Raw genomic sequence first — 26125 nt, 5'->3', positions numbered from 1 at the left:
ATGCGGTGTTACGGGCGGTCAGGGCTCAGCAGGCGCCGAGGTCCTGCCAGACGCCCCACTCACCGGTGGTGCCGGGGGCCTCGTTCTGGGTCCACCACTTGGCCTTGTACTTGCGGCCGTTGTGGGCGACCTCGTTGCCCGCGTTGTAGACCGTGCCGGCCACGTACGCCGGGACCGTGCCGCAGCCCGAGGTGGGCGGCGTGGTCGGGGGCGTGGTGGGCGGGGTGGTCGGCGGGGTCGTGGGCGGGGTGGTCGGAGGCGTGGTGGGCGGGGTGGTCGGCGGGACGGTGGTGCCGCCGAGCGCGGTGTTGATCTGGGTCAGCAGGGTGGCGTTGTTGTCCAGGCCGAGGAGCGAGTACATCATCGCGCCGCCGAGACCGCGCTGCTTGCCGTAGTTCACGCGCTCCTGGATGGCCTTCTGGTTCAGGCCGGTGAAGAACTCGCCGTCCTTGTAGAAGTACGCGGACTTGGCCTGGTCGTCCCAGAAGGTGGTCGCCGCGTTGTCGACGATGCCGCCGAGCTCCTTGTAGTGGGCGATGCCGGCCTGCTGCGAGAGCGGGCGGGCGCCCGAGCCGCCGGTGGCGGACTGCGCGAGACCGTTGGAGGCGCCGGCGGGCACGCCCTTCCAGCCGCGGTAGTAGAACTCGTAGCCCAGCGTCAGCTTGGCGGCGGGGAAGCCGCCGGTGATGCCGTAGGTGGGGTTGCCGTCGATCCAGGAGTCGATGGCGGCGTCGATCGAGTACTTCTCCTGGCCCGGCGCGATCACGTCGGTCGGGTCGTTGGAGCCGGAGTACAGCGGGGACTGGTGGTACGTCGGCCCGTCGCCGTCCCAGGCGCCGTGCATGTCGTACGTCATGATGTTCGCGTAGTCGAGGTACGCGCCGATCTTGTCCGTCTCGATGTACTTGATCTTGTCCTGGCCGGCCGGGAGGGCCGCGGTCAGCATGTACTTCTTGCCGCCGTTGGCCGTGCCGTACGCGTCGAGCTGCTTGCGGAACTCGGCGAGGAGCAGCGTGAAGTTCTGCTTGTCCTCGGGGCCGTAGTGGTTGCCCAGGTGGCCGCCGGAGGAGCCCGGGTACTCCCAGTCGATGTCGATGCCGTCGAAGATGCCGGCCGCCGTGCCCGCGCCGCCGAAGCCGCCCTCGACGGGCAGGTCGCCCTTGATGTACTGGTTGATGCAGGAGGCGACGAGCTTCTTGCGGCTCGCGTCCGTCTTCGCCGCGTCGTGGAAGTACTTGGAGTAGGTCCAGCCGCCCAGCGAGATGTTGATCTTCAGGTGGGGGTACTTCGCCTTCAGCTCCTTGAACTGGTTGAAGACGCCCACGATCGGCTGGTCCCACTTGTCGGCGACGCCGTCGACGGAGTCGGCCGCGGAGAAGGACTTCTGGTAGTCGGCGTAGGAGTCGCCCGCGCCGTCGCCCGCGTTCGGGTTGTTGTCGTCACCCGCGGCCTTGTTGGCCTGGAAACACGTGAGGTTCGTCGGGTGGATGTTGCCGAACGAGTAGTTGATGATGTCCAGCTGGCTCGCGATGCCCCGCGTGTCGAGGTGCTTGGGGTAGAACGCGTTGCCGTACACGCTCCACTGGTCGTAGTACGCGATGCGCACGCCGCCGGCGGAAGCGGTGGTCGAGGCGTCGGCGGCCTGGGCGGAGCCGAGGCCCGCGGTCGCGGCGAGAGCGCCGGCGGCGAGGGCCGAGCTGAGCAGCGCGGCGATCAATGACTTACGGGGGTGCACGAGCGTCCTCCGATGGGGGGTACTGGTGGTGCCGTACAGGAGTTGGAGCAGTGATAGCCCCCGTGTGAAGGGTGCGTCAATGGTCTGAACCAGATTGAGGACTAGACCAATTTGAGGGTGAAAACCCTTGTCAGAGGCGTGCAGCACAAAACGAAACCGCCCGCCACCATCGGTGACGAGCGGTTTAAGGTTCGCTTAGGGAAGCCGGAGGGTTGGTTCGGTCATGAACCAAACCGTCATACGGAATCCCGGATTCAGCCCCGCGCCGGATCGAGGAAGGGCAACCCGTAGGCGTCCGCGATCAGTTCGTAGCTCCGCAGCCGGGCCTCCCCGCCGTGCGCGTTGGCCGTGAGCATCAGCTCGTCCGCGCCGGTCCGCTTCCGCAGCTCGTCGAGGCCCGAGCGGACCGCGTCCGGGGTCCCGTACACGACGTTCGCCAGCCAGCCGTCGGCGAACTCCCGCTCCGCCGGGGAGAATCCGTACGCCTCCGCCTCCTCCGGCGTCGGGATGAGCCCCGGCCGGCCGGTGCGCAGCCGGAGCATCGACAGCGCGCCGGTGAGCACCTGGCGGTACGCCTCCTTCTCGTCGTCCGCGGCGAGCGCGCCGACGCCGATCAGGGCGTAGGGCTCGTCGAGGACCGCGGAGGGGCGGAAGGACTGCCGGTAGAGGTCGAGCGCGGGGATCGTGTTGCGCGCCGAGAAGTGGTGGGCGAAGGCGAAGGGCAGCCCGAGGAGTCCGGCGAGCCGCGCACTGAAGCCGGAGGAGCCGAGCAGCCAGACCGGCGGCCGGCCCTTCGGGCCCTGCACGGGGCCGGGGACGGCGTGGATCCGGGCGTACGGGTGCCCGTCCGGGAAGTCGTCGTCCAGGAACCGGGTCAGCTCCGAGAGCTGCTCCGGGAAGTCGTCGGCGCCCTCGTTGAGCGTGTCGCCGCGGCGCAGGGCGGCGGCGGTGGCGCCGTCGGTGCCGGGGGCGCGGCCGAGACCGAGGTCGATCCGGCCCGGGGCGAGCGCCTCCAGGGTGCCGAACTGCTCGGCGATCACCAGCGGGGCGTGGTTGGGGAGCATCACGCCGCCGGAGCCGAGGCGGATGCGGCTGGTGTGGGCGGCGAGGTGGGCGAGGATCACGGCCGGGGAGGAGGAGGCCACCCCGGGCATCGAGTGGTGCTCGGCCACCCAGTGGCGGTGGTAGCCGCGCCGCTCGGCGAGCCGGCTCAGCTCCACGCTGGTGGCGAGCGACCGGCTCGCGGTGGAGCCGCTGCCCACCGTCACCAGGTCGAGCACGGAGAGGGGTACGGGGGAGGCGCCCCGCGCCTCTCCGCGTACGGGGTCGCCCGCCGTGCCCGCGTCCGCCGTGCCCGCGCCCGCCGTGCCCGCGTCCGCCTGCCTGCCGGTCTCGCTCACCGTCCGGTCCTTCCTCCGTGGGAGTACGTCCATCGGATCCGCAACAGGGGTGCGGGGGCGCTTATTCCGGGGCGAACGGGGCGCGTGGGGTGAGCGGTGCCACATTCCGGCCAGGGGAGGATCGGCGTCCGGGTCCGCTTCCCCACAGAAAATCTTCCTTTCGCCCCGAACCAAACACCTGCGCGAACGGGGGTCCGCACGCCCCTGACCTGAGACTCTTCGCGCCATTCCTGCCCCTGGCATATGCCAGGGTGGCGCGTCCCAGTACAGGGCCCCGCTCCTCCGCATGTTTCTCGCCAACAGCCGCCCCGTGGAGGGCCCTTGGCGGCTATCGTGGTAACGAAGCTTGCGGTCACAACCTGGTAGGGGGAAACCGTGGCGCTGAAGCCCGAGCCCACCGCGCCGTTCCACTCGGTGCAGTACGCCCTGCGCGTCTTCGAGACGGTCTCGCGCCACGGCGGCGGGGTGTCGGACGTCCAGATCGCCCGGGAGACCGGACTGCCCGTCCACCACCTGTCGCCGCTGCTCCTCATGCTCCGGCGCGAGGGGTACGTCGAACAGGTCTCCGACGGCGCGTATGTCATCGGGGACTCGCTGGTCCTCCTCGGCTCCGGATCGACCCGGCGGGAGGCCCTGGAGGCCAAGCTCCAGGAGACCCTCTCCGAGCTGCGCGACTCCGTCGGGGCGGCGGTCTACATCAGCCGGTACATCGACGGCGAGGTGCGGATCACCCAGTTCGCCGACGGGCCGCGCACGCCCAAGGTCAACGAGTGGGTGGACTTCCGCTCCGCCGCCCACGCCAGCGCGGTCGGCAAGTGCCTGCTCACCCAGCTCGACCTCAACGGGCGGCGCGACCACCTCTCCCGGCACAAGATCGCCCGGCTGACCTCGCGCACGATCACCAACGAGAAGGTGCTCTTCTCCAAGCTGGACAGCCAGCCGCCCACCGTCCCGGTCCTCGACCTCCAGGAGTACGCCGTCGGCACGGTCTGCGCGGCGGTGCCCCTGACGGCCGGCTCCGCCGTGGGCTGCCTGGCGCTCTCGCTCCCGATCGAGCACGCGCACCGGCTGCGCTCGGCCGCCGACACGCTGAACCGGCGGGCGGCGCCGGTGGTGCTGTCGCTGGCGATCTGAGGCGTACGTCCGAGGCGCACGCCTGAGGCGTACGGGGGTATCCCGGCGGCGTGGTCACGAGCACCCGCCGGGACCAGGTAGTATTTTCTCTGTCAGCAGGCGCCGCTAGCTCAGTTGGTTAGAGCAGCTGACTCTTAATCAGCGGGTCCGGGGTTCGAGTCCCTGGCGGCGCACAGACGGGAAGAGGCCCCTCGCGGAAGCGAGGGGCCTCTTCTGTCATGCCTGTCATGCCTGCCGCGCCTGTCATGCCTGGAGGTAGGTGAGGACGGCGAGGACGCGGCGGTGGGTGTCCTCGGCCGGGGGCAGGTCCAGCTTGGCCAGGATGTTGCCGATGTGCTTGCCGACGGCGGCCTCGGTGACGACGAGCCGGCGGGCCACCTCCCCGTTGGAGTGCCCCTCCGCGACCAGCGCCAGGACCTCCCGCTCGCGCGGGGTCAGCGCGGCGAGCGGGTCCCGGCGGCGGCGCAGCAGCTGCCGTACGACCTCCGGGTCGACGACCGTGCCGCCGGCGGCGACCCGGTCCAGGGCGTCCACGAACTCCTCCACCTGCCCGATCCGGTCCTTGAGCAGATAGCCGACGCCGGTGCCGTCGCCCGAGTCCAGGAGGTCGGCGGCGTAGTCCCGCTGCACGTACTGGCTGAGGACGAGGACCGGCAGGCCGGGGCGCTCGGCGCGCAGGGCGACGGCGGCCCGCAGTCCCTCGTCCTGGAAACCGGGCGGCATCCGCACGTCGGTGAGGACCACGTCCGGGTCGTGGGCGGCGACCGCCGCGCGCAGCGCCTCCGCGTCGCCGACCGCGGCCACCACCTCGTGGCCGAAACGCGACAGCAGGCCGATCAGTCCCTCGCGGAGGAGGACCCCGTCCTCGGCGAGGACGACGCGGAGGGAACGCGGCACGGGATCTCCACTCGTAGGACGGTCGGCCCGCCCGGCGGGCTGGTGATCGTCAGTGTGCCATCGAGGACGGCGAGCCGGTCGGCGAGTCCGGTGAGCCCGGAGCCCCGGGCCGGGTCGGCGCCGCCGCGCCCGTCGTCCTCGACGGTGAGGACGAGGACGCGGCCGTCGTGGCGGGCGCCGAGGCGGGCGCGGCCGGCGCCGCTGTGCCGGTCGACGTTGGCGAGCGCCTCGCGGCCGGTGAAGTAGGCGGCGCTCTCGACGGGGCCGGGCAGCCGGGGCAGGCCGTCGAGGGCGGTGTCGACGGGGACGGCGGTACGGTCGGCGGCGTCGGCGAGGGCCGGGCCGAGGCCGTAGTCGGCGAGGACCTGCGGATGGATGCCGTGGATCAGCTCGCGCAGCTCCGCGAGGACCTGCCCGGCCTCCTCCTGCGCCTGCGCGAGCCGCTCGGCCAGCGGGCCGCCCGGCGGGGCGTCGAGGCGGGCCAGGCCGAGGGTCATGGTGAGCGCGACGAGCCGGTGCTGGGCCCCGTCGTGGAGGTCCCGCTCGATGCGGCGGCGCTCGGCCTCGAAGGCGTCCACGAGGCGGGCCCGGGAGGCGATGACCTCGCCGAGCCCGTCGCGCTCCCCGGGTGCGGGTGCGAGCAGGGCGCGTGCGAGGGCGCCGCGCCCGACGGCGTACAGCCCGAGGGGGTAGCTGAGGACGAGGAGGGCGAGCGCGCCGACGGCGGCGGCGAAGGCGGCGGGGTAGGTGGTGACCAGGACGGTCTTGAGGAGCTTGGTCTCGTGCCCGTCGGCGGCGAGGAGGAGCGGGGCGGCGAGGAGGGTGCCGGGGGCGAGGACGAGGAGGGCGAGGGCGGCGGCGTCGAGGGGCCAGAGGACGGTGGCGTAGAGCAGCCCGTACGCGAGCTCCCGCCACGTCGCGCGCTCCGCCGCCCGCACCCGCACCCAGGCGCCGAGGCCCGGCGCGGCGGGGACCCGGTGCGGGTCGGCGACGGGGGCCCGGTCCACCAGCCGCAGCCGGGCCCGCTCGGCGCCGCCGAGCGCTACGCCGCCGAGCAGGAGCAACGGGATCCCCACGAGCAGCAGCGAGGCGAGGAGGAGGATGAGCAGCACGACGAAGGCGATCCCCCCGCCGACGATCCCCGTCACCACATAGGCCCCACTCCGCCAAGGCCCGCCCCCGAACGGATACCACCAGCCCTCACGCACTCCCATGAAGCCCACCGTAGGCGCCCGTCCCGCGACGCCCTCCGCCGCACCCCCGCGCCTGCGGGACGGCGCCCTTCGCTGCACCCCCGTGTGCGCCCGCGCCTGCGGGACGGCGCCCTTCCGCCGCACCCCCGTGTGCGCCCGCGCCCGCGGGACGGCACCCTTCCGCCGCACCCCCGTGTGGGCCCGCGCCTGCGGGGCGGCGCCCTTCCGCCGCACCCACCCCCGTGTGGGCATGCGTCCCGCTAGGGGCGGGACGGGTGGGCACACGGGACGGCGCCCCTTGCCGGGCCTAGGCTTTCCGCGCCTGAACCCGCACCCCGTGTACGGCGCGGTACTGGTGCGGGTCCAGGCAACGGGAGCGGAGGCACCCGCGAAGGGTGCCGTTCCGTTGTGCCCACCCGTTCCGCCCCAGCGGAACGATTGCCCACAACGCAACGGCGGCGGCGGCCGCGCCGGCCCGGGCGCGGGGGTGGGCGCCGCCCCGGCGGAACGGGTGCCCGCAACGGAACGGCGGCGCCCCGGCGGGACGGATGCCCGCAACGAAACGGCGCGGTCAGGGTGGTTCGGGGTGGGGGTGTTGGGAGTGGAGGGTGGGTCGGGAGTGGGGGGTTAGGGGTTCGTAGGGGGAGGTGGGGGTGGGGCGCCACCAGACGGGGTCTTCGCAGAGGTAGGAGGCGCGGCGGAGGGCCAGCCGGTGGATCTTGTTGGTGGCGGTGAGGGGGAGGGCGGGCATGACGCGGACGAAGCGCGGGGGCATTTTCGTGCCCAGGTCCGGTTGGGACTCCAGGAAGGCCGCGAAGGCTGCCGGGTCGAAGGACTCCCCTGGGTGGAGCGTCAGGGCCGCCATCACCTGGTCGCCCGCCACCGGATCCGGGATCGCGTAGACCGCCACGCCCGCCGCCCGGTCCCAGCGGGACAGGATCGCCTCGATCATCGCCGCGGCGAGGTTCTCGCTGTCGACGCGGAGCCGGTCGTCGGTGCGGCCCGCGAAGTAGAGGAAGCCGGCCTCGTCCCGGTAGAAGAGGTCGCCGGTCCAGTACCAGCCGCCGCGCCGCCGCGCCGCCTCCGCGGCCGGGTTGCGCCAGTAGCCCTCGAAGGTTCCGGTGCCGCCGCGGTTGACGAGTTCGCCGATGGCCTCGTCGGCGTTGAGGAGACGGCCGGCGGGCGAGAAGCGGGCGGGCGGGCACTCGCGCAGGGTGTCCGCGTCGACGACGGCCAGGTCGTCGGCGGGGGCCGCGCGGCCGATCGCGCCGGGCGGGGTGTCGGGGGTGCGCTGGACCGACGCGCCGCCCTCGGAGGAGCCGTACCCCTCGACCAGCGGCACCCCGAAGCGCTCCCGGAAGCGCGCCGCGTCGACCGCGCCCGCCTCCGTGCCGAAGCCGAGGCGGAGCCGGTGGTCGCGGTCGTGGGGGCCGGGCGGGGTCGCGAGGAGGTACTGGACGGCGCGGCCGACGTACGTGAAGTAGGTGGCGTCGAAGCGGCGGACGTCCGGCAGGAAGCGCGAGGCGGAGAACCGGGCCCGCAGCGCGATCCCTGCGCCGGCGGCGAGGGCGGGCGCCCAGTCGGCGATGACGGCGTTGCCGTGGAACATCGGCATGCAGATGTAGTGGGTGTCGTCCGGCCCGACGGAGAAGGCGCGGGCGAGGGAGGCGCCGGCCGACGCGACCGCGCCCTGGCTGCGGAGCGCGGCCTTGGGGGCGCCGGTGGAGCCGGAGGTGAAGGTGAGGAGGTAGCGGGTGCCGGGGCCGACGGGACCGAGGACGGCGTCGCCGGGGCGGGCGTCCGCGTAGGGCGCGAGGAGTTCCTCGTACGCCTCGGTGTCGGTGACCAGGACGCGTACCCCGGGCAGCGGCAGACCGTCGAGGAGCGGCAGGTGGGCGCGCTGGGTGATGAGGACCCGGCAGGCGGTGTGGGTGATGTCCCGGGCGAGTTCGGCGCCGCGGCGGGTGGGGTTGACGCCGGCGACGGCGGCCCCCGCGAGGGCCGCCGCGCCGAGCCAGAGCGGGTACTCCGGCGTGTTGTCGAGCAGCAGGCCGAGGTGCGGCTCGCCCCCCGGCCGGGGTGGCATCAGGTCCACGAGCAGGGCGGCCCGGGCGGCGGCGCCCGCGGCGGCCCGGTGGTGGCTGAGGGTGTGGTGCTCGTCCCTCAGCCCGGTCCGGTGGTCGCCCCAGCGGCGCCGTATCAGCTCCGCGACGGTGTCCGCGCCTGCCCGTGTCGTGGCCGTCATGGCCCGGACTGTAACTGACGGTGCGTCAGAACTGAACGTCCGAGCAGGCGTAGAAGGCGTTCGCCGTGTCCGCGACCGTCCACACCGCCAGGATCAGGTGCTTGCCCGTCTTGCCCGCCGGGATGGTCCCGGAGTGCGAGAGGGTCGACGGCGGCTGCTGGCTGTTGTACGGGACGGTGAGGAAGGGCTGCGGGTCGAGCTGGGCCCGGGTGAGCTTGGTGTTCGGGTTCCAGCCGTTCTTGGTGATGTAGTACCGGAAGTCCGTGGTGCGGTGGCGGGCGGTGAACTGCCAGCGGAAGGTGTAGCTCTGGCCCGCCGTGACCTTGGTCGCCGGCCAGGCGCCGCCGCGCGGGTCGTCCAGCTGGGCGAACTGGGAGTTGCCGCCGGCGCAGATGGTGCCGTCGGCGGGTCCGGCGCCCGGGAAGCCCTTGAGCCCCTCGACGGACTGCGGCTCCCACTGGATGTTGCCGCAGTTCGTCACGGTGCCGTTGGCACAGAGCTTCTGGCGGCTGATCGGTGAGTCGGTGTAGCCGTGGCTGTTCGCGGTGCTGGTGGCGAAGAGGGAGGCGGCCGTGACGCCGAGCGCCACGGCGGCCAGCCCTGTCTTTTTGTTGCGCATGCTGTCGCTCCAGGGAGAACGTGGGGGAGTTCTGTGATGTCCGTGGGCCGTGCTGCACGCGTGCGTGGTGGTGCGGGGTGGTGCGGTCGTACGGGGTGGTGCGGGTCGCGCGGAAGGAACTGTTCTAGGTCTAGACCAAGTACCAAGGTAGGGACGGAAGTTGAACATGTCCATACCAACGGCGAGGGCGGTCGGGAGACCCCGACCGCCCTCGTACCCCCGAACCGGAACCGGACTCAGGCGCCCTCGCCCGGGCCCCCACGGCCCGTGTAGAACGCCACCGTCAGGTCCTTCACCAGCGCCTTGCGCTCGTAGTCGTCCAGCTCGACCAGACCACGACTGGTCAGCCGGTGGACCACGTCGTCCACCGCGTCCACCACCGACGTCAGGACGCTGTCCCGGTGCTTCGCGTCGATCGCCGCGATCCGGCGGCGGCGCATCGCCTCCGCGACCTCGGGGGCGTACTCGATCCTCGTCGGCTGCGCCGAGAAGACGTCCAGGCCGACCGGCTCGCACTCCGCCGACAGCATCCGGGTCAGCGCCTCGCCGACCGCCTCCGCGTCCCGGAGCGTCGGCGCGTCCTCGTGGAACGCGTCCGCCGGAAGCTGCGAGAGGACGCGGGCCATCGCCGCCTCCACCTGCTCGCGCAGGTAGTCCTCGTGCCCGTCGACGCCGAGCGCCGCGCGGACGGTGTCGCGGACCCGCCACACCACGAGGACGGTCACGTCGAGCGCGGTCCCCTTCGCGTCCACCGCGGGCAGCGGCTCGCTGCGCCAGTGGCGGAGGCGGACGTCCACGCGGCGGCGCAGCAGCAGCGGGCTCGCCCAGACCAGGCCGGTACGGCGGACGGTGCCGCGGTACTCGCCGAAGAGCGTCAGCACCCAGGCGTACCCGACCCGGCCGCGGCCGAGACCGCCCACCGCGAAGAGCAGGACCAGCACGCCGAGGGCAAGCAGGGCCCACTGCGCGAGATGGATGCCGTGGTACGGGCGCGGGGGCAGGCGCAGCATCCGCGCGGCCTCGGCGGGCACGGCGCCCGCCCACCACACGACGGCCGCGCACCCCGCGAGCGCGAGCAGCCCGCCGGCCACGCCGACCCATCCCGGCAGCACGGCCGCGGGCCGCTCCACGAGGCCCGGGTCGGCGGTCGGCGCGGGCCGGGCGGAGCCGTTGCGGGCGGGCTTGGCGGCGGGCCTCGGGATGACGGCCGCCCTGCCGGCGGCGCGGCGGGTGGGCGGCGCCATCGAGACGGTGTCGGGCCCGCCGTCGTCACTTCCGCCGCCGCCCGCCAGGTCGGCTGCTCCATCCCCGTCCCGGAACAGCAGATGGACGGGAATCGACCCGGTCGTCTCCGCCCCGATGAGGTTCTTCCGCCGCGGCAACCGCCCCACGGCGGCGACCGGCACGGCGACCGACCCCACCCGCATCCCCGTGATCCGCCCGAAGTCGAGCACGTCCCACTCCTCCTTGAACACCCCGACCCCGACCCCCGACACCCCCGGCAGATCGGAGCTGCCGGGTGCGCCGTTCCCGTCCCCCGCCCGCCCCCCGGCCCGAGCGGCCGAAACCGAACGAACCGGCGTACGAGCGGCGGCGCCGGGCGCGGAACCCTCCCGGGCGGAAGCCGGGCCCCCGGCACCCACCGGCGTCGGGGCCCGCCGCGCCGGGTCGGCCCCGGACCGGACCGGCGTCGAACCCGCAGGCGCCGCGCCCGCAGGGCGGGCCGCCGGGTCCGAACCGGCCTGGAGCGGGCTCGAACCCGAGGGCGCCCCGGCAGCACCGGACGCGGGGCGCGCCGCCGACGGCCCACCTGGCGCGGAACCCGCCTGGGCGGGAGCCGGCGTACCGCCCGCTGGGCGGGCGGCCGGGTTCGAACCCCCGGAGGTCCCGGCGGCAGCCGCGGCCGCCGGGGCCGGGCTCGTGCCACGAGGCGCGGCGGCAGGCGACCGGCTCGCGCCGGGGGGCGCGACGGCGGCGGGCGCCGGGCGGCAGTGGGTGGCCGGGTCGTCGAGCGCGCCCGACTGCCGAGCTGCCGCCGGGGCCTGGCCGGTGACGGCCGACCGAGGAGAGGTCGACAGGCCCTGGCCGGTGGCCGACTGCGACGGTGCCACCCAGGGTGGGCCGGTGACGGCCGACTGCGGAGAGGCCGCCGGGGCCTGGGCAGTGGCTGCCCGCTGCGGAGAGGCCGCCGAGGCGGGGCTGGTACCGCCCGATTGGGAAGGCGCCGCAGTGGCAGCTCCCTGCGGAGAGGTCGCCGTGACCGGGCCGGTGCCGCCCGGCCGCGAAGGCGCTGCCGAGGCCGGGGCGGCGGGCCCTCCGGCGGCGGTCAGCGGCTCGCCGCTCGGAGCGCCCGGTGGCGCGGCCGACGCCGTCGCGGACGGTACCGGTGGAGGTGACGCTTCCGGGGTCGGTGGCGTCTCCGAGGTCAGAGACGCCCCGGAGGACGGGGCTGTCCCCAGGGCCGAGGGAGTTCCCGGAGCCGAGGGCGTCCCAGATGCCGAGGGGCTCCCCGGAGTCCGGGCTACCCCCGGAGCCGGAGCCGTCCCCGAACCCGACGAGCTCCCCGAACCCGACAGGGTCGCCGGAGCCGAAGCCGCTCCCGGACCCGACGGGCCTCCCGGAGCCGACAAGGTCCCCGGAGTCACGGACGTCCCCTGACCGGATGGGGTCCCTGGACCTGACGGGGCCCCCGGAGCCGCGGGCGTCCCCGAACCCGCAAGGGTCCCCGGACCGGACAGGCTCCCCGGACCTGACGGGGCACCCGAACCCAAAGGGGTCCCCGGCACCGCTGGGGTCCCCGGACCGGACAAGGCCCCCTGGCCCGGAGGGGTTCCCCGACCCGACGGACTCCCCGGAGCCGCGGGCGTCCCCAGCCCCGCAGGGATCCCTGGGCCTGACAAGGCCCCCCGGCCCGGAGGGGTCCCCGGGCCTGGCATGACCCCCTGGTCCGAAGGGGTCCCCGGACCCGACGGACTCCCCGGAGCCACGGGCGCCCCCGGCCCCACAGGGGACCCCGGACCCGCAGGGATCCCCGGGGCTGACAAGGTCCCCGGGCCCGAAGAGGTTCCCGGCCCCGCAGGGGTCCCCGAACCGGACAGGCTTTCCGAACCAGACGGGGTCCCCGGACCTGACAGGGACCCCTGACCGGACAGGTTCCCCGGACCTGACGGGCTCCCCTGCCCCGCAAGGGTCTCTCCGGGCTGAGGGGTCTCTCCGGGCTGAGGGGTCTCTCTGGGATGAGAGGTCTCGGGGGTGGGGGGTCTGCGGGGGAGGGTGCCGTTGGTTAGGCGGCGGGCGGTTCTGGCGGCGTCGCGCGAGGCTGCCGCGCCGGAGTCGTTCGGGGTCGCTGCCGTCATTCGGGGTGCACCTCTTGTCTCGGGGTCATCGGAACAATCGCCGCCAGGTCTCCGGGCCCGGGTAGCCGTCGGCCGCCGCGCCGCGCCAGCCCTGTGCCCGCTGGAACGCCTCGACGTTGCGGCGGTCCGCCTCCGTCCAGCGCGGACCGGGTCCCGACAGGTAGTGCTTGCCGAAGCCCCGCTTCACCAGTTGTTTGCCCAGCTTCTCCACATATGCGTTGGATTGGCCCGGACGGAAGGAGCCACGCCCGGGGAACCCCTTCGCATCTGTGCTCGGACCGCTCGAACCACTCGAACCGCCGATGTCCCGACCCCCGCCCGACACGAGGAGCCTCCACGTGTGCGGACCCGGCAGACCGTCCGCCTGCTTGCCCTTCCAGCCCTGCGCGCGCTGGAACGCCTGGGTGGCCTTGCGGTCGGCCTCGCCCCACTTCGGACCGGGCCCCTGTGCGTAGTAGCCCTTGCCGCCGCGCTCGACCAGCATCCGGCCGAGCTTCGTCACGGAGGAGTTGTCCGCGCCGGGGCCGAACATCGCCCCGCCCGGGTACGCCGTACCGCCCGGCGGTGTCGTCGTCGTGCCGCCGCCCGCGCCGGTGCTGCCGCCCGCCAGCCCCTTGTAGCGGTAGGCGACGTACCGGCCGGAGTTCTCCCAGTACGCCATCGGCGTGGCCTGCTTCCGCGTGCGCGGCTTGGTCTGCTCGTACGCGATGTACGAGGTGTGGGTGTAGTCCGTCCAGCCGCCGAAGATCGTCACGTGCGAGCCGCGGGTCGGGTTGGCCGGGTTGTGGAAGAGGAGGATGTCGCCGGGCTGGAGCTCGGTCCGGTCGATGCGGACGGCGAAGCGGTCGAGGCTGCCGGTCCACTCGTTGCTGCTCAGGTTCCAGGCCATCGAGATGTAGCCCGAGCAGTCCTGGCGGTACCCGTCCGACCAGTACTTCTCCATCGAGTACGGCACCTGGGCCGTGACCCACGTCTTGGCCCGGTTGATGATCTCCGTACGGGTCGTCCTCCGCAGCGTCTCGGTCGAGATCTGACTGGTCGTCGGGACCGCGCCGGGGGTGGGCCCGCCGTCGGACTGTCCGGCCGGCGGGCCGTGCAGCGGGGCGCGGCCGCCCTGCGGGGTGTCGGAGCCCTGGGCGGCGTCGGACGCGTCCACCGGGGTCGCCGGGGCGGTGGGGGTGAGAGCCGTCGCGATGCCGCTCGCCCCTCCCCCGCCCAGCACCGCGCCCGCCGCCGTCACCAGGACCAGGGCCCTGCGGGCGCCGTGCGCCGCCGGGTGGCCGCCCGCGCGGACCGGCAGGCCCAGCGCGAGGTCGCGGCGCTGCCGGGCACAGCCCGGGCAGCCGCAGTCGGGCGCGGGTTCGAATTCCTCGAAGACCGGCACGCTCATGCGATTCCCCTCCACACTCGTCAAGATCTTTTGGGCCTCGTTTCGGGCGCCAGTTTCTCAACTGTCTGGACAAATCGCATTTTGACGGATCAACGGCCTGATACGACCATCCGACAGGCCGGAGGCGATCGCGGTTGGTCAGGAGCACCCCAGGACGTCGGGTAGAGTTCTCTCTGTCAGCAGGCGCCGCTAGCTCAGTTGGTTAGAGCAGCTGACTCTTAATCAGCGGGTCCGGGGTTCGAGTCCCTGGCGGCGCACCGACAGAGAAGGCCCCTCACGCGAGTGAGGGGCCTTCTTGTTGCCGCACCCCAACTACCGTGCGTTGCGGGCCAGTTCCAGGGCGTAGCTGTCGAACCACTCCCCCGCCCTCGGGCCGCCCCGGCACTCCCCGTCCGACTCGCCGGGCCGCTTGATCCACAGGTACGCGCGGACCAGCGGGTCGCCCGTGCTCAGGGTCGGCGGCTCGCCGAGGGCCCGGCCCGGCGGGTTGCACCAGTTCTCCGCCGGGTCGCCCCCGGTGTAGGGGCCGTTCCCGTTCCGGCTGGTGTCGACGACGAAGGGCTTGTCGCCGACCAGGGCGGAGAGCTTCCTCCCGTACGCCACGCTCTCCTCGGTCGTGCGGAAGTTCGAGACGTTCACCGCGAAGCCGTCGGCGGCGGCGATGCCCGCCTGCCGGAGCGGCTCGGCCAGTCGCTCCGGCGCGGACCAGCCCGCGTTGCCCGCGTCGAGGTGGACGGTGACGTGCGGCTGCCGCTTCAGGCGCTCGACGGCGGACTTGAGCAGGGCGTACCGCTCGCCGTGGTGCTGCTCGGCGGTGCAGCCGTCGAGTACGTGCATGACCGCGTCCGGCTCCAGGACCACCGTCGCCCGCCGCGCCCCGATGCCACGGGCGACGGCGTCCACCCAGGCGAGGTACGCCGTCCCGTCCGGCGCGCCGCCGGCGGAGTGCAGGCCGCAGTCGCGGTTGGGGATGTCGTAGAGGACGAGCAGCGCGGCCTGCCCGGCCTCCGCCGCCGCCTCGGTGAGCGCCCGCGCCTCCGCCTCCGGCCGGTCGGGCCCGATCCACTCCGCGACCGGCCGCGTGGAGATCCGGCTCAGCAGCGCGGCCTCCTCGCTCCGCCCCGCCGCCCGATGCGCGGCGACGGCCCGAGCGGCCTTCCCGTCCGGATTCACCCAGTAGGGCGCGCCGACGCCCGAAGCGGAAGCCCCGGCCGCCCCTGGCTCCCCACCGGATCCCTCAGCCCCACAACCGACGACGACCACGGCGAGCGTGAGCAGCCCCACCACTCGCCGGACACCCGCGCGGGCAGGCACGGCGACGGACGCGTGCGCGGAACCGGGACCACGTACGTGGGCGGACTCGGGCGGCGATCCCGGGGCCGCTCCGGGCGTAGCCCCGGGGGCGTGCACCTGGGCTCGGCCCGGCGCGGGTCCGGTGGCCGACGCAAGGCCACGTGCCGGGCCCTGGGGTGGCGGGGGCGGGACGGGTGGGGGCATGCGGGTCCCTGGGGTGCGTGCGGGACGGCGGATTCGTGACCATCGTGGCACGGCAGGACTCTGGGCCGTGCGAGGCACGGCGCTCTACAGTGTGCGGAACTCCCGCCTCCCGCGGCGGCACCGGGCTCCTCCCGCAGCCCGTGAGCCGCGCGGTGGAGGACCGGCCCGGCCGGCGGCCGTGGGACGCGGCCGCCGGCCGCGGCCAGGTCTCCCGGAGGCTCATCCCGACCGGGGCTACTCCGTCGACGTCAGGTACGCCGAGACGACCACGTTCGCCGTGTAGAGGCCCGCCTCGGGGTCGAAGGTGCCGCCGCAGGTGATGAGGCGGAGTTCGGCGCGGGCGGGGTCGTGGGGGCCGTAGACCTTGCGGGGGTCGAACGCGTCGCGCGGGACGACGGTGACGTCGTCGACCGTGAAGACCGCGACCGAACCGTCCGTCCGGGTGACGCGGACGGTCTCGCCGGGGCGGGTGGCGCTGAGGCCGTAGAAGACGGCGGGGCGGGTCTCGGTGTCGACGTGGCCGACGAGGAGCGCGGGGCCCGCGGCGCCGGGCGTGGTGCCGGGGCCGTACCAGCCGACGGTGTGCGGCATCTCGTACGGCGGCGGGTCCACCGCCCCGGTGGCGTCGAGGCCCCGGGGGACGACGGGCGCGTCGATGCCGAGCGCGGGGAGCTCGACGCGGCGGGGCTCCGCCGTGCCGGATATCGGCGGGCGGGACGGCGGCAGGTCCACGCCCAGCGGGCGGCCGACCGCCGCGATGTCGCCGTGCGTGGGGGCCGAGCTGCCGCCGGGGCCCCACGCGGAGTCCCGGCCCCACAGCCAGAGCCCGAGGAGCAGGACCGCCCAGGCCACACCGGTGACCGGGCGGCTCGACGCGGCCACGCCTATTCCGTACGCCGGCGGCGGGAGCTCCGGAAGGCGACGGCGACGGCCGCGGCGCCGGCCATGCCCAGGCCGAGCAGGGTGTACGGGGTGCCGAGGCCGTCCTCGCTGGCCGTCTGGGCGACGCCGGGCGCGGCGGGCGCCGCGAACGCGGCGGTGCCTCCGCCGCCCGCGCGGACCGGGGCCACCGGGGCGACCGGGGCCGGGCGGCGGTCGGGCTCGTGGTGGCGCCGGACGGTGAGCGTGCCGACGTCGGGGTGGTCGTGGCCGTCGCAGGTGACGGAGACCTTGTACGTGCCGTCCTCCAGGCCCTTCCGGAGGGTGGCGCCGCCGAAGACGGCGTGGTCGCCGCCGTCCCGGCCGGTGAGCTCGGCGTCCGCGACGAACGCCGGGGACTTGGCGGCGCCGGTGGTGCCCTCGCACCCCTGGGCGCGGACGTCGACGTCGGCTCCGGGGGCGGCGGTGGACGGGGTGACGGTGACCTGGACGCCGTCGTGGGCGAGGGCGGTGCCGGCCGTGGGCGCGAGCACCAGGGCCAGGGCCGCCCCTGCGGCACGGAGAGCGATGGGACCTGAACGCATTGTGACCTCCTGGTACTGGCAGGGTCACCCGGATCGGGCGTTCTCGCATCCGCAGGGGCGGTCGGCCCGCGTCGGCTAGACGCGGTCGACGATGTCCGCGATCGACTTCACGATCTTGGAGGGGCGGAACGGGAAGCGGTCGATCTCCGCCTGCGAGGTCAGGCCGGTGAGGACGAGGAAGGTCTGCATGCCCGCCTCCAGACCGGCCAGGATGTCGGTGTCCATGCGGTCGCCGATCATCGCGCTGGACTCGGAGTGGGCGCCGATCGCGTTGAGCCCGGTGCGCATCATCAGCGGGTTGGGCTTGCCCGCGAAGTACGGCTCCTTGCCGGTGGCCTTGGTGATGAGCGCGGCGACGGAGCCGGTGGCGGGGAGCGGGCCCTCCAGCGAGGGGCCGGTCTCGTCGGGGTTGGTGCAGATGAAGCGGGCGCCGTTGTTGATGAGCCGGACGGCCTTGGTCATCGCCTCGAAGGAGTACGTGCGGGTCTCGCCGAGGACCACGTAGTCGGGCTCGTGGTCGGTGAGGACGTAGCCGATGTCGTGGAGGGCGGTGGTGAGTCCGGCCTCGCCGATGACGTACGCGGTGCCGCCGGGGCGCTGGTCGTCGAGGAACTTGGCGGTGGCGAGCGCCGAGGTCCAGATGTTCTCCACGGGCACGTCGAGGCCCATGCGGCGGAGGCGGGCGTGCAGGTCGCGGGCGGTGTAGATCGAGTTGTTGGTGAGGACCAGGAACGGCTTCCCGGTGTCCCGCAGCTTCCTGATGAACGCGTCGGCGCCGGGGATCGGGACGCCCTCGTGGATGAGGACGCCGTCCATGTCGGTGAGCCAGGATTCGATCGGCTTGCGCTCTGCCATGGGTGCGGGACTCCTGCCGTACGGACGTGAGACGTGCGGTGTGCTGGGGGCGACGCGACAGCGCTGTGGCGACGCCCCCCAGCCTAGGTCAGGAAGCCGTGACCGTGACCCCGTCGATGGTCCAGTACCAGTTGTTGGACCCGGCGTAGCGGAAGCGGAAGCTCACGCTGGAGGCGCCGGCCGGGACGGGGACGGTGACCGTCTGGCGCTGCGAGAGGACGTCGGCGGAGTAGGTCTTCACGACGGTGGGGGTGCCGCCGTTGAAGGAGGCCAGGATCTGGGCGGTCTGGGAGCCCTCCTGGCGGTAGAGCATGGTGAGGGCGAGGGTGACGGAGGAGGCGCCGGAGACGCTGTGGGCGGGGGTGACCAGCGTGGAGTCGTACGTCCCCGAGAAGGACTTGTCGGCCCACTCGTCGGAGTCGGCGACGGCGAAGACGCCCCGGGCGCGGACGTTGAGCTCGCGCCACTGGTCGCGCTGGGAGCGGGACCAGAACTCGTCGGTGGCGAAGGACCAGCCGCGCCACTCGCTCACGCCGCCGGTGCCCATGGCGTTGTCGATGACGGACCAGCCGCTGGGCGGGGTGTGGGTGAAGCCGAGGACGCCGGCCGGGATGCCGGTCTCGTCGACGCGGCCGGCGAGGGAGGACTGGAGGGTGTCGAAGGGGTCGGTGGCGCGGTCCTGGACCGGCTTGCCGTCGAGGCCCCAGGACGGGTCGGGGACGATGCCGAGCTGGCGGAAGACGGTGGCGGCGACGTCGACGAGCCGGGTGTCGATGGGGCGGGCGCCGGCGGCGATGCCGGGGCCCTGGGCGAGGACGAAGGTGCGGCGCTCCTCGATGCTGGAGCCGCCGTGGCCGCCGCCGTCGGTGTGCCCGTGGTCGGTGGTGACGATGACGGTCCAGCGCTCGGAGGCGTAGGAGGGGCGGGCCTTGATCGCGGCGAGGAGGCGGCCGAGGTAGGCGTCCTGGACGGCTATGGCGTCGAGGTACTTGCCGTGCGCGGCGCCGTGGCTGTGGCCGACCGCGTCGGTCTCGCCGAAGTAGACGAAGAGGACGTCGGGGTTCTGGTCGCGGAGCACCTGCTCGGTGAGGTCGGTGATCAGGGCGTCGTTGACGGCGTAGTCGTTGTTGTAGACGAGCTTGGCGTCGGCGCCGGCGGTGACGGTGCCGTGGGTGTCGAGCTCGGGCCAGTCGACGGCGGCGAAGAGGGAGAGCTGGGGCCGGACCTGGTGGAGGCGGGCGAGGAAGCCGGGGTACCGGCCGTAGTTCTTGCCGGTGAAGGAGTTGTCCTTGACGCCGTGCTTGTCGGGCCAGACGCCGGTGGAGATCGTCGACCAGCCGGGGCCGGAGGAGGTGACGGCCATGGGGCTGGCGTAGAGCAGGGAGCGGCCGTAGGTGCCGTTCGCCATCAGGGACTTGAGGGCGGGGGCGTTCGCCGCGTCGATGCGGTCGTGGCGCAGGCCGTCCATGCCGACGACGAGGACCTTGTCCTTGCTGGTGCCGTTCGGGAGCGTCGGGGCGGCGGCCGCGTGGGCGGCGGGGGCGGTGGCGAGACCGGTGGCGACGAGGGCGGTTCCGGCACCGGCGGCGGCGAGCACGGTACGGCGGGGGATGCCGTGGAGCGGCATGTCGGAGTCCTCCGTGGAAGGGGCGGAAGGGGTCGGCGAGCACGCCAACGCCCCTGATCTCTCAGGGGCGTTGGTCCGTACCCGTTATCTTTCCGCGATGTACGGAGGGAGTCGAGGGGCTGTGCGGTGAACTCTCAGCTGCCGGTCGCGGACTTCCACGCGTCGACGTAGGAGGACAGGTTCTCGTCGATGTCGGCCCAGTCCGGCTCGAAGATCTCGACGCCCTCGATGAGCTTGGCGAGCTCGATGGCGTTGGCGTCGGTGGCCTTGATGTCCTTGCGGGCGGGGAAGCCGCCGCCGACGGCGCTGACCTCGCGCTGGGCGCCCTCGCTCAGCATGAAGTCGAGGAGCTTCTTGCCGTTCTCGGTGTGCGGGGCCTTGTCCACCAGGCCGGCCGCGTAGGGCAGGGCGAAGGTGGTGGGCTTGCCGCCCCCCTTGGCGGGGAACCAGATGGCGAGGTTCGGCATGGACTTGGCCTGGGCGAAGTTCATCTGCACGTCGCCGTTGGCGACGAGGAGCTCGCCCTTGTCGACCTTGGGGGCGAGCTTGGAGGTGGAGGAGGACGGGCCGACGTTGTTGGCCTGGAGCTTCTTCAGGTACTCCATGGCGGGCGCCTGGCCGCCGAAGTCGTGCATGGCCTTGATGAGGACGGCGGTGCCGTCGCCGGCGACGCCGGGGGTGGAGTACTGGAGCTTGTCCTTGAACTTCCCGTCGAGGAGCGCCTCCCAGGTGCCGGGCGCGGCGGGCAGCTCCTTCTTGTTGTGGATGAAGCCGAAGTAGTTGTTGACGACGGAGGTCCAGGAGCCGTCGGCGGCCTTGTCGCCGCCGTCGACCTGCTCGGCGCCCTTCGGGGTGTACTTCTGGAGGAGGCCCTTGGAGCCGGCCTGCTGGATGAAGGGCGGGAGGGTGATGATGACGTCGGCCTGCGTGTTGGACTTCTCGCGCAGGGCCCGCTGGACCATCTCGCCCGAGCCGCCCTCCACGTACTTCACCTCGATGCCGGTCTCCTTCTCGAAGTCGGCGAAGACCTTGTCGTACCAGCCGTCGCCCTTCTCGCCCTTGAGGCCGTCGGCGCTGTAGACGGTGACGACCTTGGCGTCGGAGGCGGCGGAGGAGCCGCCGCAGGCGGTGAGGGAGGCGGCGAGGGCGAGGGCGCCGGTGACGGCGGCGACCGGCTTGGCGTACGTGCGCATAACGTCGTTCTTCTCCTGCGTGAGGGTTATCGGTAGGACGCTCTGGTGCGGATACGGGAGACGGCGAGCAGGATCAGCAGGGTCGCGGCCATCAGGACCACGGCCAGCGCCGATCCGGTGAAGAGGGAGCCGCGGTCGGTGGCGGTGAAGACCAGCACCGGCAGCGGCGTCCAGTCCGGCGGGTAGAGCATCATCGTGGCGCTCAGCTCCCCCATGGACAGGGCGAAGCAGAGCCCGGCGGCGGCGCCGAGCGAGGGCAGCAGCAGGGGCAGCTTGACCCGGAACAGGACGTACGAGGGGCGGGCGCCGAGTCCGGCCGCCGCCTGCTCGTACATCGGGTCGAGGCGGCGGATGGCCGCCGAGACCGACTGGTGGGCGAAGGCCGTGACCAGCACCGTGTGGGCCAGGATCACGATCCAGCGGGTGCCGTTGAGGAGCAGCGGCGGCCGGGAGAAGGCCACCAGGACGGCGAGGCCGACGACCACCGACGGCACGGCGAGCGGCAGGACGAACAGCGCGTCGAGGATCCGGCGGCCGCGGTCGCGCAGCGAGGCGGCGGCGAGCGCGGCCCAGGTGCCGAGGGTGAGCGCGAGGAGGCTCGCGGCGGCGGCGGTGACGAGGCTGGTCGTCAGGGCCTGGAGGGACTCGCCGCGGACGGCCGCCGTGTAGTGCTCGGCGGTCGGGCCCGAGGGGAAGGCGCCGGACCAGTGGGTGGAGAAGGAGGCGGCGACGATGACGAGGAGGGGGACGGCGAAGAGCGGCACGAAGAGGACCGCGAAGACGAGCCAGGACGCGGCCCGGCCCTTCCGGCTATGCACCAGCACGGCGGCTCACCACCCGGTAGACGGCGTACAGGCCGACGGAGATCGCGACGTTGACGACGGCGACGACACAGGCGGCGGCGTAGTCGGATTCGAGGATGGCCTTGGAGTAGACGAGCATCGGGAGGGTGATGACGCCCTTGGCGCCGGTGAAGAGCACGATCCCGAACTCGTTGAGGCACATCACCAGGACGAGGCTGCCGCCGGCCGCGAGCGCGGGCAGCGCCTCGGGCAGGATCACCTTCCGCACGATCCGCGCGGGCCGGGCGCCGAGCGAGGACGCCACCTCCAGCTGGGCGGTGTCCAGCTGGGAGAAGGCGGCGAGCAGCGGCCGCATCACGAAGGGCGTGAAGTAGGTGATCTCGGCGAGGAGGACGCCCCACGGGGTGGTGAGGAAGTGGAACGGCCCCTCGGCGGCGCCGGTGGCGCCCGTCCACAGCCCGTTGGCCATGCCGACCGTGCCGTACACGAAGAGCAGGGCGAGGGTGATGAGGAAGGACGGGAAGGAGAGGAAGACGTCGATGAACCGGGAGACCGCCTTCGCCCCGGGGAAGGGCACGAAGGCGACGATCAGCGCGAGGACGAACCCGAGGACGAGACAGCCGACGGTGGCGCCGACCGCGAGCCACACGGTGGTGAGGAGCGCGTCCCGGAAGGACGCGGACGAGAACACCTCGGCGTACGCGCCGGGCGCCAGCGACTCCTGGACGACGAGCCCGAGCGGATAGAGGAAGACGAGCGCGAGAACGGCGACGGGGGGCAGGGCCCAGACCCAGGTGGGGACGGTACGGCTCCGCGCCGGGCGCGCCACCGTGACGACGGGCGGCGCGGCGGTGGAGGCGCTAGCCATCGTTCACCCCCGCGGCGAGAAGCACCGCGTCCTCGGGTGCGAAGTGGAGCGTGACCTCCGAGCCCAGCGGCGGCGTGTCCCGCAGCTCCCGCACGTCCGCCTTGACGCGGTGCCCGGCGACGTCGACGTACAGCCGGTGGGTGGCGCCCCGCCACTGGACCTCGGCGATCCGGCCGCGCAGGGCGTTGGGGCCCTCGCCGAGGCCGATGAGGTGGGGGCGTACGCACAGGGTGGCGCCGGCGCCGGGCGCCGCGTCGCCGACCGGGACCTTCAGGGCGGTGCCGGCGAGGTCGACGCCGTCGGGCCCGACCCGGACCGGCAGCAGGTTGGCGTTGCCGACGAAGGAGGCGGTGAACTCGGTGCGGGGCCGCCGGTACAGCTCCTGCGGGGTGCCGCAGTCCTGGAGCCGGGCCTTGTCCATGACGGCGATGCGGTCGGCGAGGGTGAGCGCCTCGACCTGGTCGTGGGTGACGTACAGGACGGAGACGTCGGGGAGTTCGCGGTGGAGCCGGGCCAGCTCGGCGAGCATCCCGGAGCGGAGCTGCGCGTCGAGCGCGGAGAGCGGCTCGTCGAGGAGGAGGACGTCGGGGCGGATGGCGAGGGCGCGGGCGATGGCCACGCGCTGCTGCTGGCCGCCGGAGAGCTCGCGGGGGTGGCGGCGGGCGTACGCCCCCATCCCGGTCATCTCCAGCGCCTCGGCGACCCGCCCGGGGATCTCCGCCTTGGGGTGCTTGCGCGCCTTGAGCCCGAAGGCGACGTTCTCGTCGACGCGCAGGTGCGGGAAGAGGGCGTACTGCTGGACGACCATGCCGATGCCCCGCTGGTACGGCGGGAGGTCGGTGACGTCGCGGTCGCCGATGTACACGCGCCCGGCGGAGGGCTGGATGAACCCGGCGACGGTGCGCAGGGCGGTCGTCTTGCCGGATCCTGACGGCCCGAGGAGGGCCATGACCTCGCCGGGTTCGACGGTGAGGGTGAGCGCGTCGAGGACGGTGGTGTCCCCGTACGCGACGGAGACGCCGTCGAAGCGGATGCCGCTGGTCACGACGCGTACCCCTCGTACTCCCTTATCACTGCCGGGAGTTCCGCGATCGAGCCGAGGACGTGCGTGGCGCCGTGCTCCTTGAGCGCGGGCTCCGCGTGGGCGCCGGTGAGGACGCCGGCGACGATCCCGGCGCCGGAGCGGGAGCCGCTGAGCATGTCGTACGAGGTGTCGCCGGCGACCGCGATCCGGCGCACGTCGTCGACGGCGGCGGTGCGCAGGAGGGCGGCGAGGACCATGTCCGGGTACGGGCGGCCGCGGCCGCCGGCGTCGGCCGGGCAGAGGGTGAGGTCGGCGAGGTCCCGCCAGCCGAGCGCGTCGAGGATGGCGTCCTGGGTGACGCGGGCAAAGCCGGTGGTGAGGACGACGGTACGGCCCTGCTCGCGGAGCGCGGCGACGGTCTCGGCCGCCCCGGGGATGGGGGCGATCCGGCCGCCGTCGACCAGCTCGCCGTACGCCTGCTCGAAGGCGAGGTTGGCCTGGCGGGCGCGGTCCTCGTCGCCGCCGAAGAGGTGGCGGAAGACGGTGATCTTGGACTCGCCCATGGTGGCGCGGACGTGGCCGATCATCGCGGCCGGGTCCTCGCCGAGGCGTTCGGCGGCGGCGTTGAAGGCCGCCTCGACGAGGCCGTCGTCGGCGACGGTGGTGCCGGCCATGTCGAGGACGATCAGGTCGTGGGTGTTGTGCGTGGTCATGTGTGTCACCAGCCCAGTTCGTCGGCGGTCGTCTCTGCGATGGCGGGCGAGCAGGTCATGCCGCGCCCCCCGGGTCCTGTCACGAGCCAGACCCCGTCCCGTACCCGCTGGCGGTGGACGACCCGGGTGGTGTCCACGCACTGCGCGTACACGCCGGCCCAGCGGCGGCGGATCGCCGGCAGCGGGCGGCCGAGGAGGGACTCGACGACGCGGACGAGGTGCTCGTAGGGGTCCTCGACGGTGTCGAAGGCGAAGGGGTGCTCGTACTCGTGGGTGTCGCCGATGGTCAGTCCGCCGTCGAGGCGCTGCACCATGAGCAGCTGCATCTTGTGGGCGGCGGCGGTGGGGTCCTGCGCCTGGCCGGCGTTGAGCGCGTCCAGCGCCCCGGAGGCGTAGGCCGGGTAGTAGCGGAAGGAGTCGGCGTCGGCGACGGAGGTCGTCAGCGGCTCCCCGAGCGGGGCGGTCTGCATCATCTGGAGGCGGACGCGGCGGACCGGGACCGGTCCCGCGACCTCGCGGACCAGGCCGGAGAGCCAGGCGCCGGTGCACAGGACGACGGCGTCGCCGCTGTGCAGGTCGCCGTGGTCGTCGCGGACGGCGTGCTCGCCGACGACCTCGCGGACCTCGCGGTTCGGGAGGAAGGTGTAGCGGCCGGTGGCGAGGAGGGCCTCGCGCAGGGCGAGCTGCGCGGTGCGCGGCTCGACGGCGGCGTCCCGCTCGCACCAGAGGGCGGCGTCGAAGGCGCCGCGCAGGGCAGGGTTGACCGCCCGCGCCTCCTCGGGGGTGAGCAGCTTGTAGCCGCGGGCGGGGGCGTCCTCCCGGGCGACGGCCGCCTCGGCGACGGCCAGCTCCAGCTCGCCCCGGACGGGGGTGAGGGAGCCGATCGCCCGGAAACCGAGGCCGGGGACGCGGGCGCCGATGCCCTCCCAGAGCTCACGGGCGCGCAGGGCGGTGTCGAGTTCCTCGCCGCCCGCCCGGCCGCTGACCCAGATCTGGCCGAAGTTCCTCAGGGAGGCTCCGCGCGCCTCGGCCTCGCGCTCGATGTGTACGACCTCGTGGCCGCGTTCCACTGCCTGCCAGGCGTGCATGGTGCCCACCACGCCGGCTCCTACGACGATCACCTTCATGCCGTCCACGGTCGGGGCGGAGGGTGACCCGGGCGGGTCGGCCGGGCGACGGGACGGTGAACGGACCGACAAGGTTGGACTAGACCCGTTATCTGTTTGTGACCTTCTACGGGGGCGATACCGGGACTCTCCGGGTCAGTCCTGGAGGCGTCAGTCCTGGCGGCCGAGGTGGGTGGTGAAGCTGAAGCGGTCGCCCCGGTAGAGGGTGCGGACCCGCTCCAGGGGCCGCCCCTCCTCGTCGCGCGAGAGCCGGTGCAGCAGCAGCATCGGCAGGGCGGGCGGGGTGCCGATGAGCAGCGCCTCGCGCGGGGTGGCGAGCACGGTCTCGATCCGCTCGTCGGCGTCGCCGAAGGAGATGCCGAGCCGGTCGCGGAGGTAGCCGTAGAAGGAGGAGTCGGGGTCGAAGTCGGCGTCGAGGCGCGGGACACGGGCCTCGGAGACGTACGTGCTCTCCAGGCCGACCCGCTCGTCGTCGGCGAGCAGCACCCGCTCCATGTGCCAGACGGGCGCGCCGGGCGCCACGCCGACCTCGGGGGCGAGCGCGTCGGGGCAGGGGAAGCGGTCGAGGGAGATGAGGCTGCGGCCGGGGCGGCGGCCCTGGCGGCGGACGCCCTCGGTGTAGCTGGCGAGGGAGAGCGGCTGTTCGAGCTTGGGCCCGGCCACGACCGTGCCCCGCCCCTGGCGGCGCAGCCTGCCCTCCAGGAGGAGTTCGCGCAGGGCCTGCCGGACGGTCTCCCGGGACACCTCGTAGCGGACGGCGAGGTCGCGCTCGGTGGGCAGCGCGCCGCCCTCCCCCAACTCGTCGACGAGCACGGCGAGTCGCGCCTTCACGGCGTAGTACTTGGGCACCCGGCCGTGCTCCGGGACACCGGAGCGGACGGGGGCGCCGGGGGCGCTCGGGGTGTGGTGGTGGCTCATCCGGGGATCGTCGCAGACGGGGGTGAACGGGAGGGTGTACGCGGGGTGACCGGGCGGTTCGCGTGGTC

21 protein-coding genes and 2 tRNA genes are annotated in these 26125 nt (G+C 73.7%); 3 read left to right on the top strand and 20 right to left on the bottom strand.

Annotation, left to right across the window (positions count from 1 at the left end; genetic code table 11):
- Nucleotides 1-25: 25 nt before the first annotated feature.
- Together ACFXMG_RS32010 and ACFXMG_RS32005 are read right to left on the bottom strand one after the other, a co-directional pair.
- A complete protein-coding gene (locus ACFXMG_RS32010; protein ID WP_383821050.1) occupies nt 26-1735 on the bottom strand; it encodes a glycosyl hydrolase family 18 protein in 1710 nt (569 codons plus the stop codon).
- Between the two features lie 254 nt (nt 1736-1989).
- On the bottom strand, nt 1990-3168 hold the full coding sequence (locus ACFXMG_RS32005; RefSeq protein ID WP_383821047.1) for an LLM class flavin-dependent oxidoreductase: 1179 nt from the start codon (nt 3166-3168) through the stop codon (nt 1990-1992).
- A 342-nt stretch (nt 3169-3510) separates the two neighbouring features.
- Here ACFXMG_RS32005 and ACFXMG_RS32000 point away from each other — a divergent pair, with 342 nt between their 5' ends.
- Nucleotides 3511-4269 (top strand): IclR family transcriptional regulator, encoded by a 759-nt coding sequence (locus tag ACFXMG_RS32000; RefSeq protein WP_383821044.1) that lies wholly within the window; start codon nt 3511-3513, stop codon nt 4267-4269.
- Between the two features lie 99 nt (nt 4270-4368).
- A tRNA-Lys gene (locus tag ACFXMG_RS31995) sits at nt 4369-4442 on the top strand.
- A 70-nt stretch (nt 4443-4512) separates the two neighbouring features.
- Here ACFXMG_RS31995 and ACFXMG_RS31990 read toward each other — a convergent pair.
- The 6 genes from ACFXMG_RS31990 to ACFXMG_RS31965 form a co-directional block, all read right to left on the bottom strand.
- A complete protein-coding gene (locus ACFXMG_RS31990) occupies nt 4513-5166 on the bottom strand; it encodes a response regulator (RefSeq protein WP_383821042.1) in 654 nt (217 codons plus the stop codon).
- Nucleotides 5106-6380: a sensor domain-containing protein gene (locus ACFXMG_RS31985; RefSeq protein WP_383821039.1), complete on the bottom strand. Its 1275-nt coding sequence runs from the start codon at nt 6378-6380 to the stop codon at nt 5106-5108. The genes ACFXMG_RS31990 and ACFXMG_RS31985 overlap by 61 nt, the downstream gene beginning before the upstream one ends.
- 550 nt (nt 6381-6930) lie before the next feature.
- A complete protein-coding gene (locus ACFXMG_RS31980) occupies nt 6931-8604 on the bottom strand; it encodes an AMP-binding protein (RefSeq protein WP_383819795.1) in 1674 nt (557 codons plus the stop codon).
- 25 nt (nt 8605-8629) lie between these two features.
- The gene (locus ACFXMG_RS31975; protein WP_383819798.1) at nt 8630-9223 is read right to left on the bottom strand and encodes a lytic polysaccharide monooxygenase; all 594 of its coding nucleotides are present in this window, start codon (nt 9221-9223) and stop codon (nt 8630-8632) included.
- Nucleotides 9224-9459: 236 nt separating this feature from the next.
- Nucleotides 9460-11334 (bottom strand): SPFH domain-containing protein, encoded by a 1875-nt coding sequence (locus ACFXMG_RS31970; protein WP_383819800.1) that lies wholly within the window; start codon nt 11332-11334, stop codon nt 9460-9462.
- A 1270-nt stretch (nt 11335-12604) separates the two neighbouring features.
- Nucleotides 12605-13969 (bottom strand): peptidoglycan-binding protein, encoded by a 1365-nt coding sequence (locus tag ACFXMG_RS31965; protein WP_383819803.1) that lies wholly within the window; start codon nt 13967-13969, stop codon nt 12605-12607.
- 183 nt (nt 13970-14152) lie between these two features.
- Between ACFXMG_RS31965 and ACFXMG_RS31960 the strand changes: the two genes are divergently transcribed.
- A tRNA-Lys gene (locus ACFXMG_RS31960) sits at nt 14153-14226 on the top strand.
- A gap of 55 nt (nt 14227-14281) precedes the next feature.
- Here ACFXMG_RS31960 and ACFXMG_RS31955 read toward each other — a convergent pair.
- The 12 genes from ACFXMG_RS31955 to ACFXMG_RS31900 form a co-directional block, all read right to left on the bottom strand.
- Nucleotides 14282-15256, bottom strand: a complete 975-nt coding sequence (locus ACFXMG_RS31955) for a glycoside hydrolase family 6 protein (RefSeq protein WP_383819806.1) — start codon at nt 15254-15256, stop codon at nt 14282-14284.
- Nucleotides 15257-15700: 444 nt separating this feature from the next.
- Nucleotides 15701-16348 carry a class F sortase gene (locus ACFXMG_RS31950; protein ID WP_383819809.1) on the bottom strand — a complete coding sequence of 216 codons (648 nt, stop codon included), beginning with the start codon at nt 16346-16348 and terminating at the stop codon, nt 15701-15703.
- Nucleotides 16349-16350: 2 nt separating this feature from the next.
- Nucleotides 16351-16929 carry a hypothetical protein gene (locus ACFXMG_RS31945; RefSeq protein WP_383819812.1) on the bottom strand — a complete coding sequence of 193 codons (579 nt, stop codon included), beginning with the start codon at nt 16927-16929 and terminating at the stop codon, nt 16351-16353.
- Between the two features lie 75 nt (nt 16930-17004).
- Nucleotides 17005-17784, bottom strand: coding sequence for an HAD-IIA family hydrolase (locus tag ACFXMG_RS31940; RefSeq protein WP_383819816.1), 780 nt, complete (start codon nt 17782-17784; stop codon nt 17005-17007).
- An 88-nt stretch (nt 17785-17872) separates the two neighbouring features.
- Nucleotides 17873-19411, bottom strand: coding sequence for an alkaline phosphatase family protein (locus ACFXMG_RS31935; protein ID WP_383819819.1), 1539 nt, complete (start codon nt 19409-19411; stop codon nt 17873-17875).
- A gap of 134 nt (nt 19412-19545) precedes the next feature.
- Nucleotides 19546-20604: a 2-aminoethylphosphonate ABC transporter substrate-binding protein gene (locus ACFXMG_RS31930; protein ID WP_383819822.1), complete on the bottom strand. Its 1059-nt coding sequence runs from the start codon at nt 20602-20604 to the stop codon at nt 19546-19548.
- Between the two features lie 26 nt (nt 20605-20630).
- The gene (locus ACFXMG_RS31925; protein WP_383819825.1) at nt 20631-21428 is read right to left on the bottom strand and encodes an ABC transporter permease; all 798 of its coding nucleotides are present in this window, start codon (nt 21426-21428) and stop codon (nt 20631-20633) included.
- Nucleotides 21415-22275 (bottom strand): 2-aminoethylphosphonate ABC transporter permease subunit, encoded by an 861-nt coding sequence (locus ACFXMG_RS31920; protein WP_383819828.1) that lies wholly within the window; start codon nt 22273-22275, stop codon nt 21415-21417. Before ACFXMG_RS31920 ends, ACFXMG_RS31925 begins: the two co-directional genes overlap by 14 nt.
- Nucleotides 22268-23320 (bottom strand): ABC transporter ATP-binding protein, encoded by a 1053-nt coding sequence (locus tag ACFXMG_RS31915; protein ID WP_383819831.1) that lies wholly within the window; start codon nt 23318-23320, stop codon nt 22268-22270. The genes ACFXMG_RS31920 and ACFXMG_RS31915 overlap by 8 nt, the downstream gene beginning before the upstream one ends.
- Complete coding sequence (locus ACFXMG_RS31910) at nt 23317-24012, bottom strand: phosphonatase-like hydrolase (RefSeq protein WP_383819833.1); 696 nt, start codon at nt 24010-24012, stop codon at nt 23317-23319. Before ACFXMG_RS31910 ends, ACFXMG_RS31915 begins: the two co-directional genes overlap by 4 nt.
- 5 nt (nt 24013-24017) lie before the next feature.
- A complete protein-coding gene (locus ACFXMG_RS31905; protein ID WP_383819836.1) occupies nt 24018-25139 on the bottom strand; it encodes a TIGR03364 family FAD-dependent oxidoreductase in 1122 nt (373 codons plus the stop codon).
- 150 nt (nt 25140-25289) lie between these two features.
- Nucleotides 25290-26057 (bottom strand): GntR family transcriptional regulator, encoded by a 768-nt coding sequence (locus ACFXMG_RS31900; RefSeq protein ID WP_383819838.1) that lies wholly within the window; start codon nt 26055-26057, stop codon nt 25290-25292.
- Nucleotides 26058-26125 lie beyond the last annotated feature (68 nt).

Source organism: Streptomyces sp. NPDC059201, assembly GCF_042754585.1.
In the GTDB taxonomy this organism is placed as follows: Bacteria; Actinomycetota; Actinomycetes; order Streptomycetales; family Streptomycetaceae; genus Streptomyces.
The sequence above is the reverse complement of the archived record's forward strand: the minus strand, read 5'-3'. Positions and strand labels throughout refer to the sequence as shown.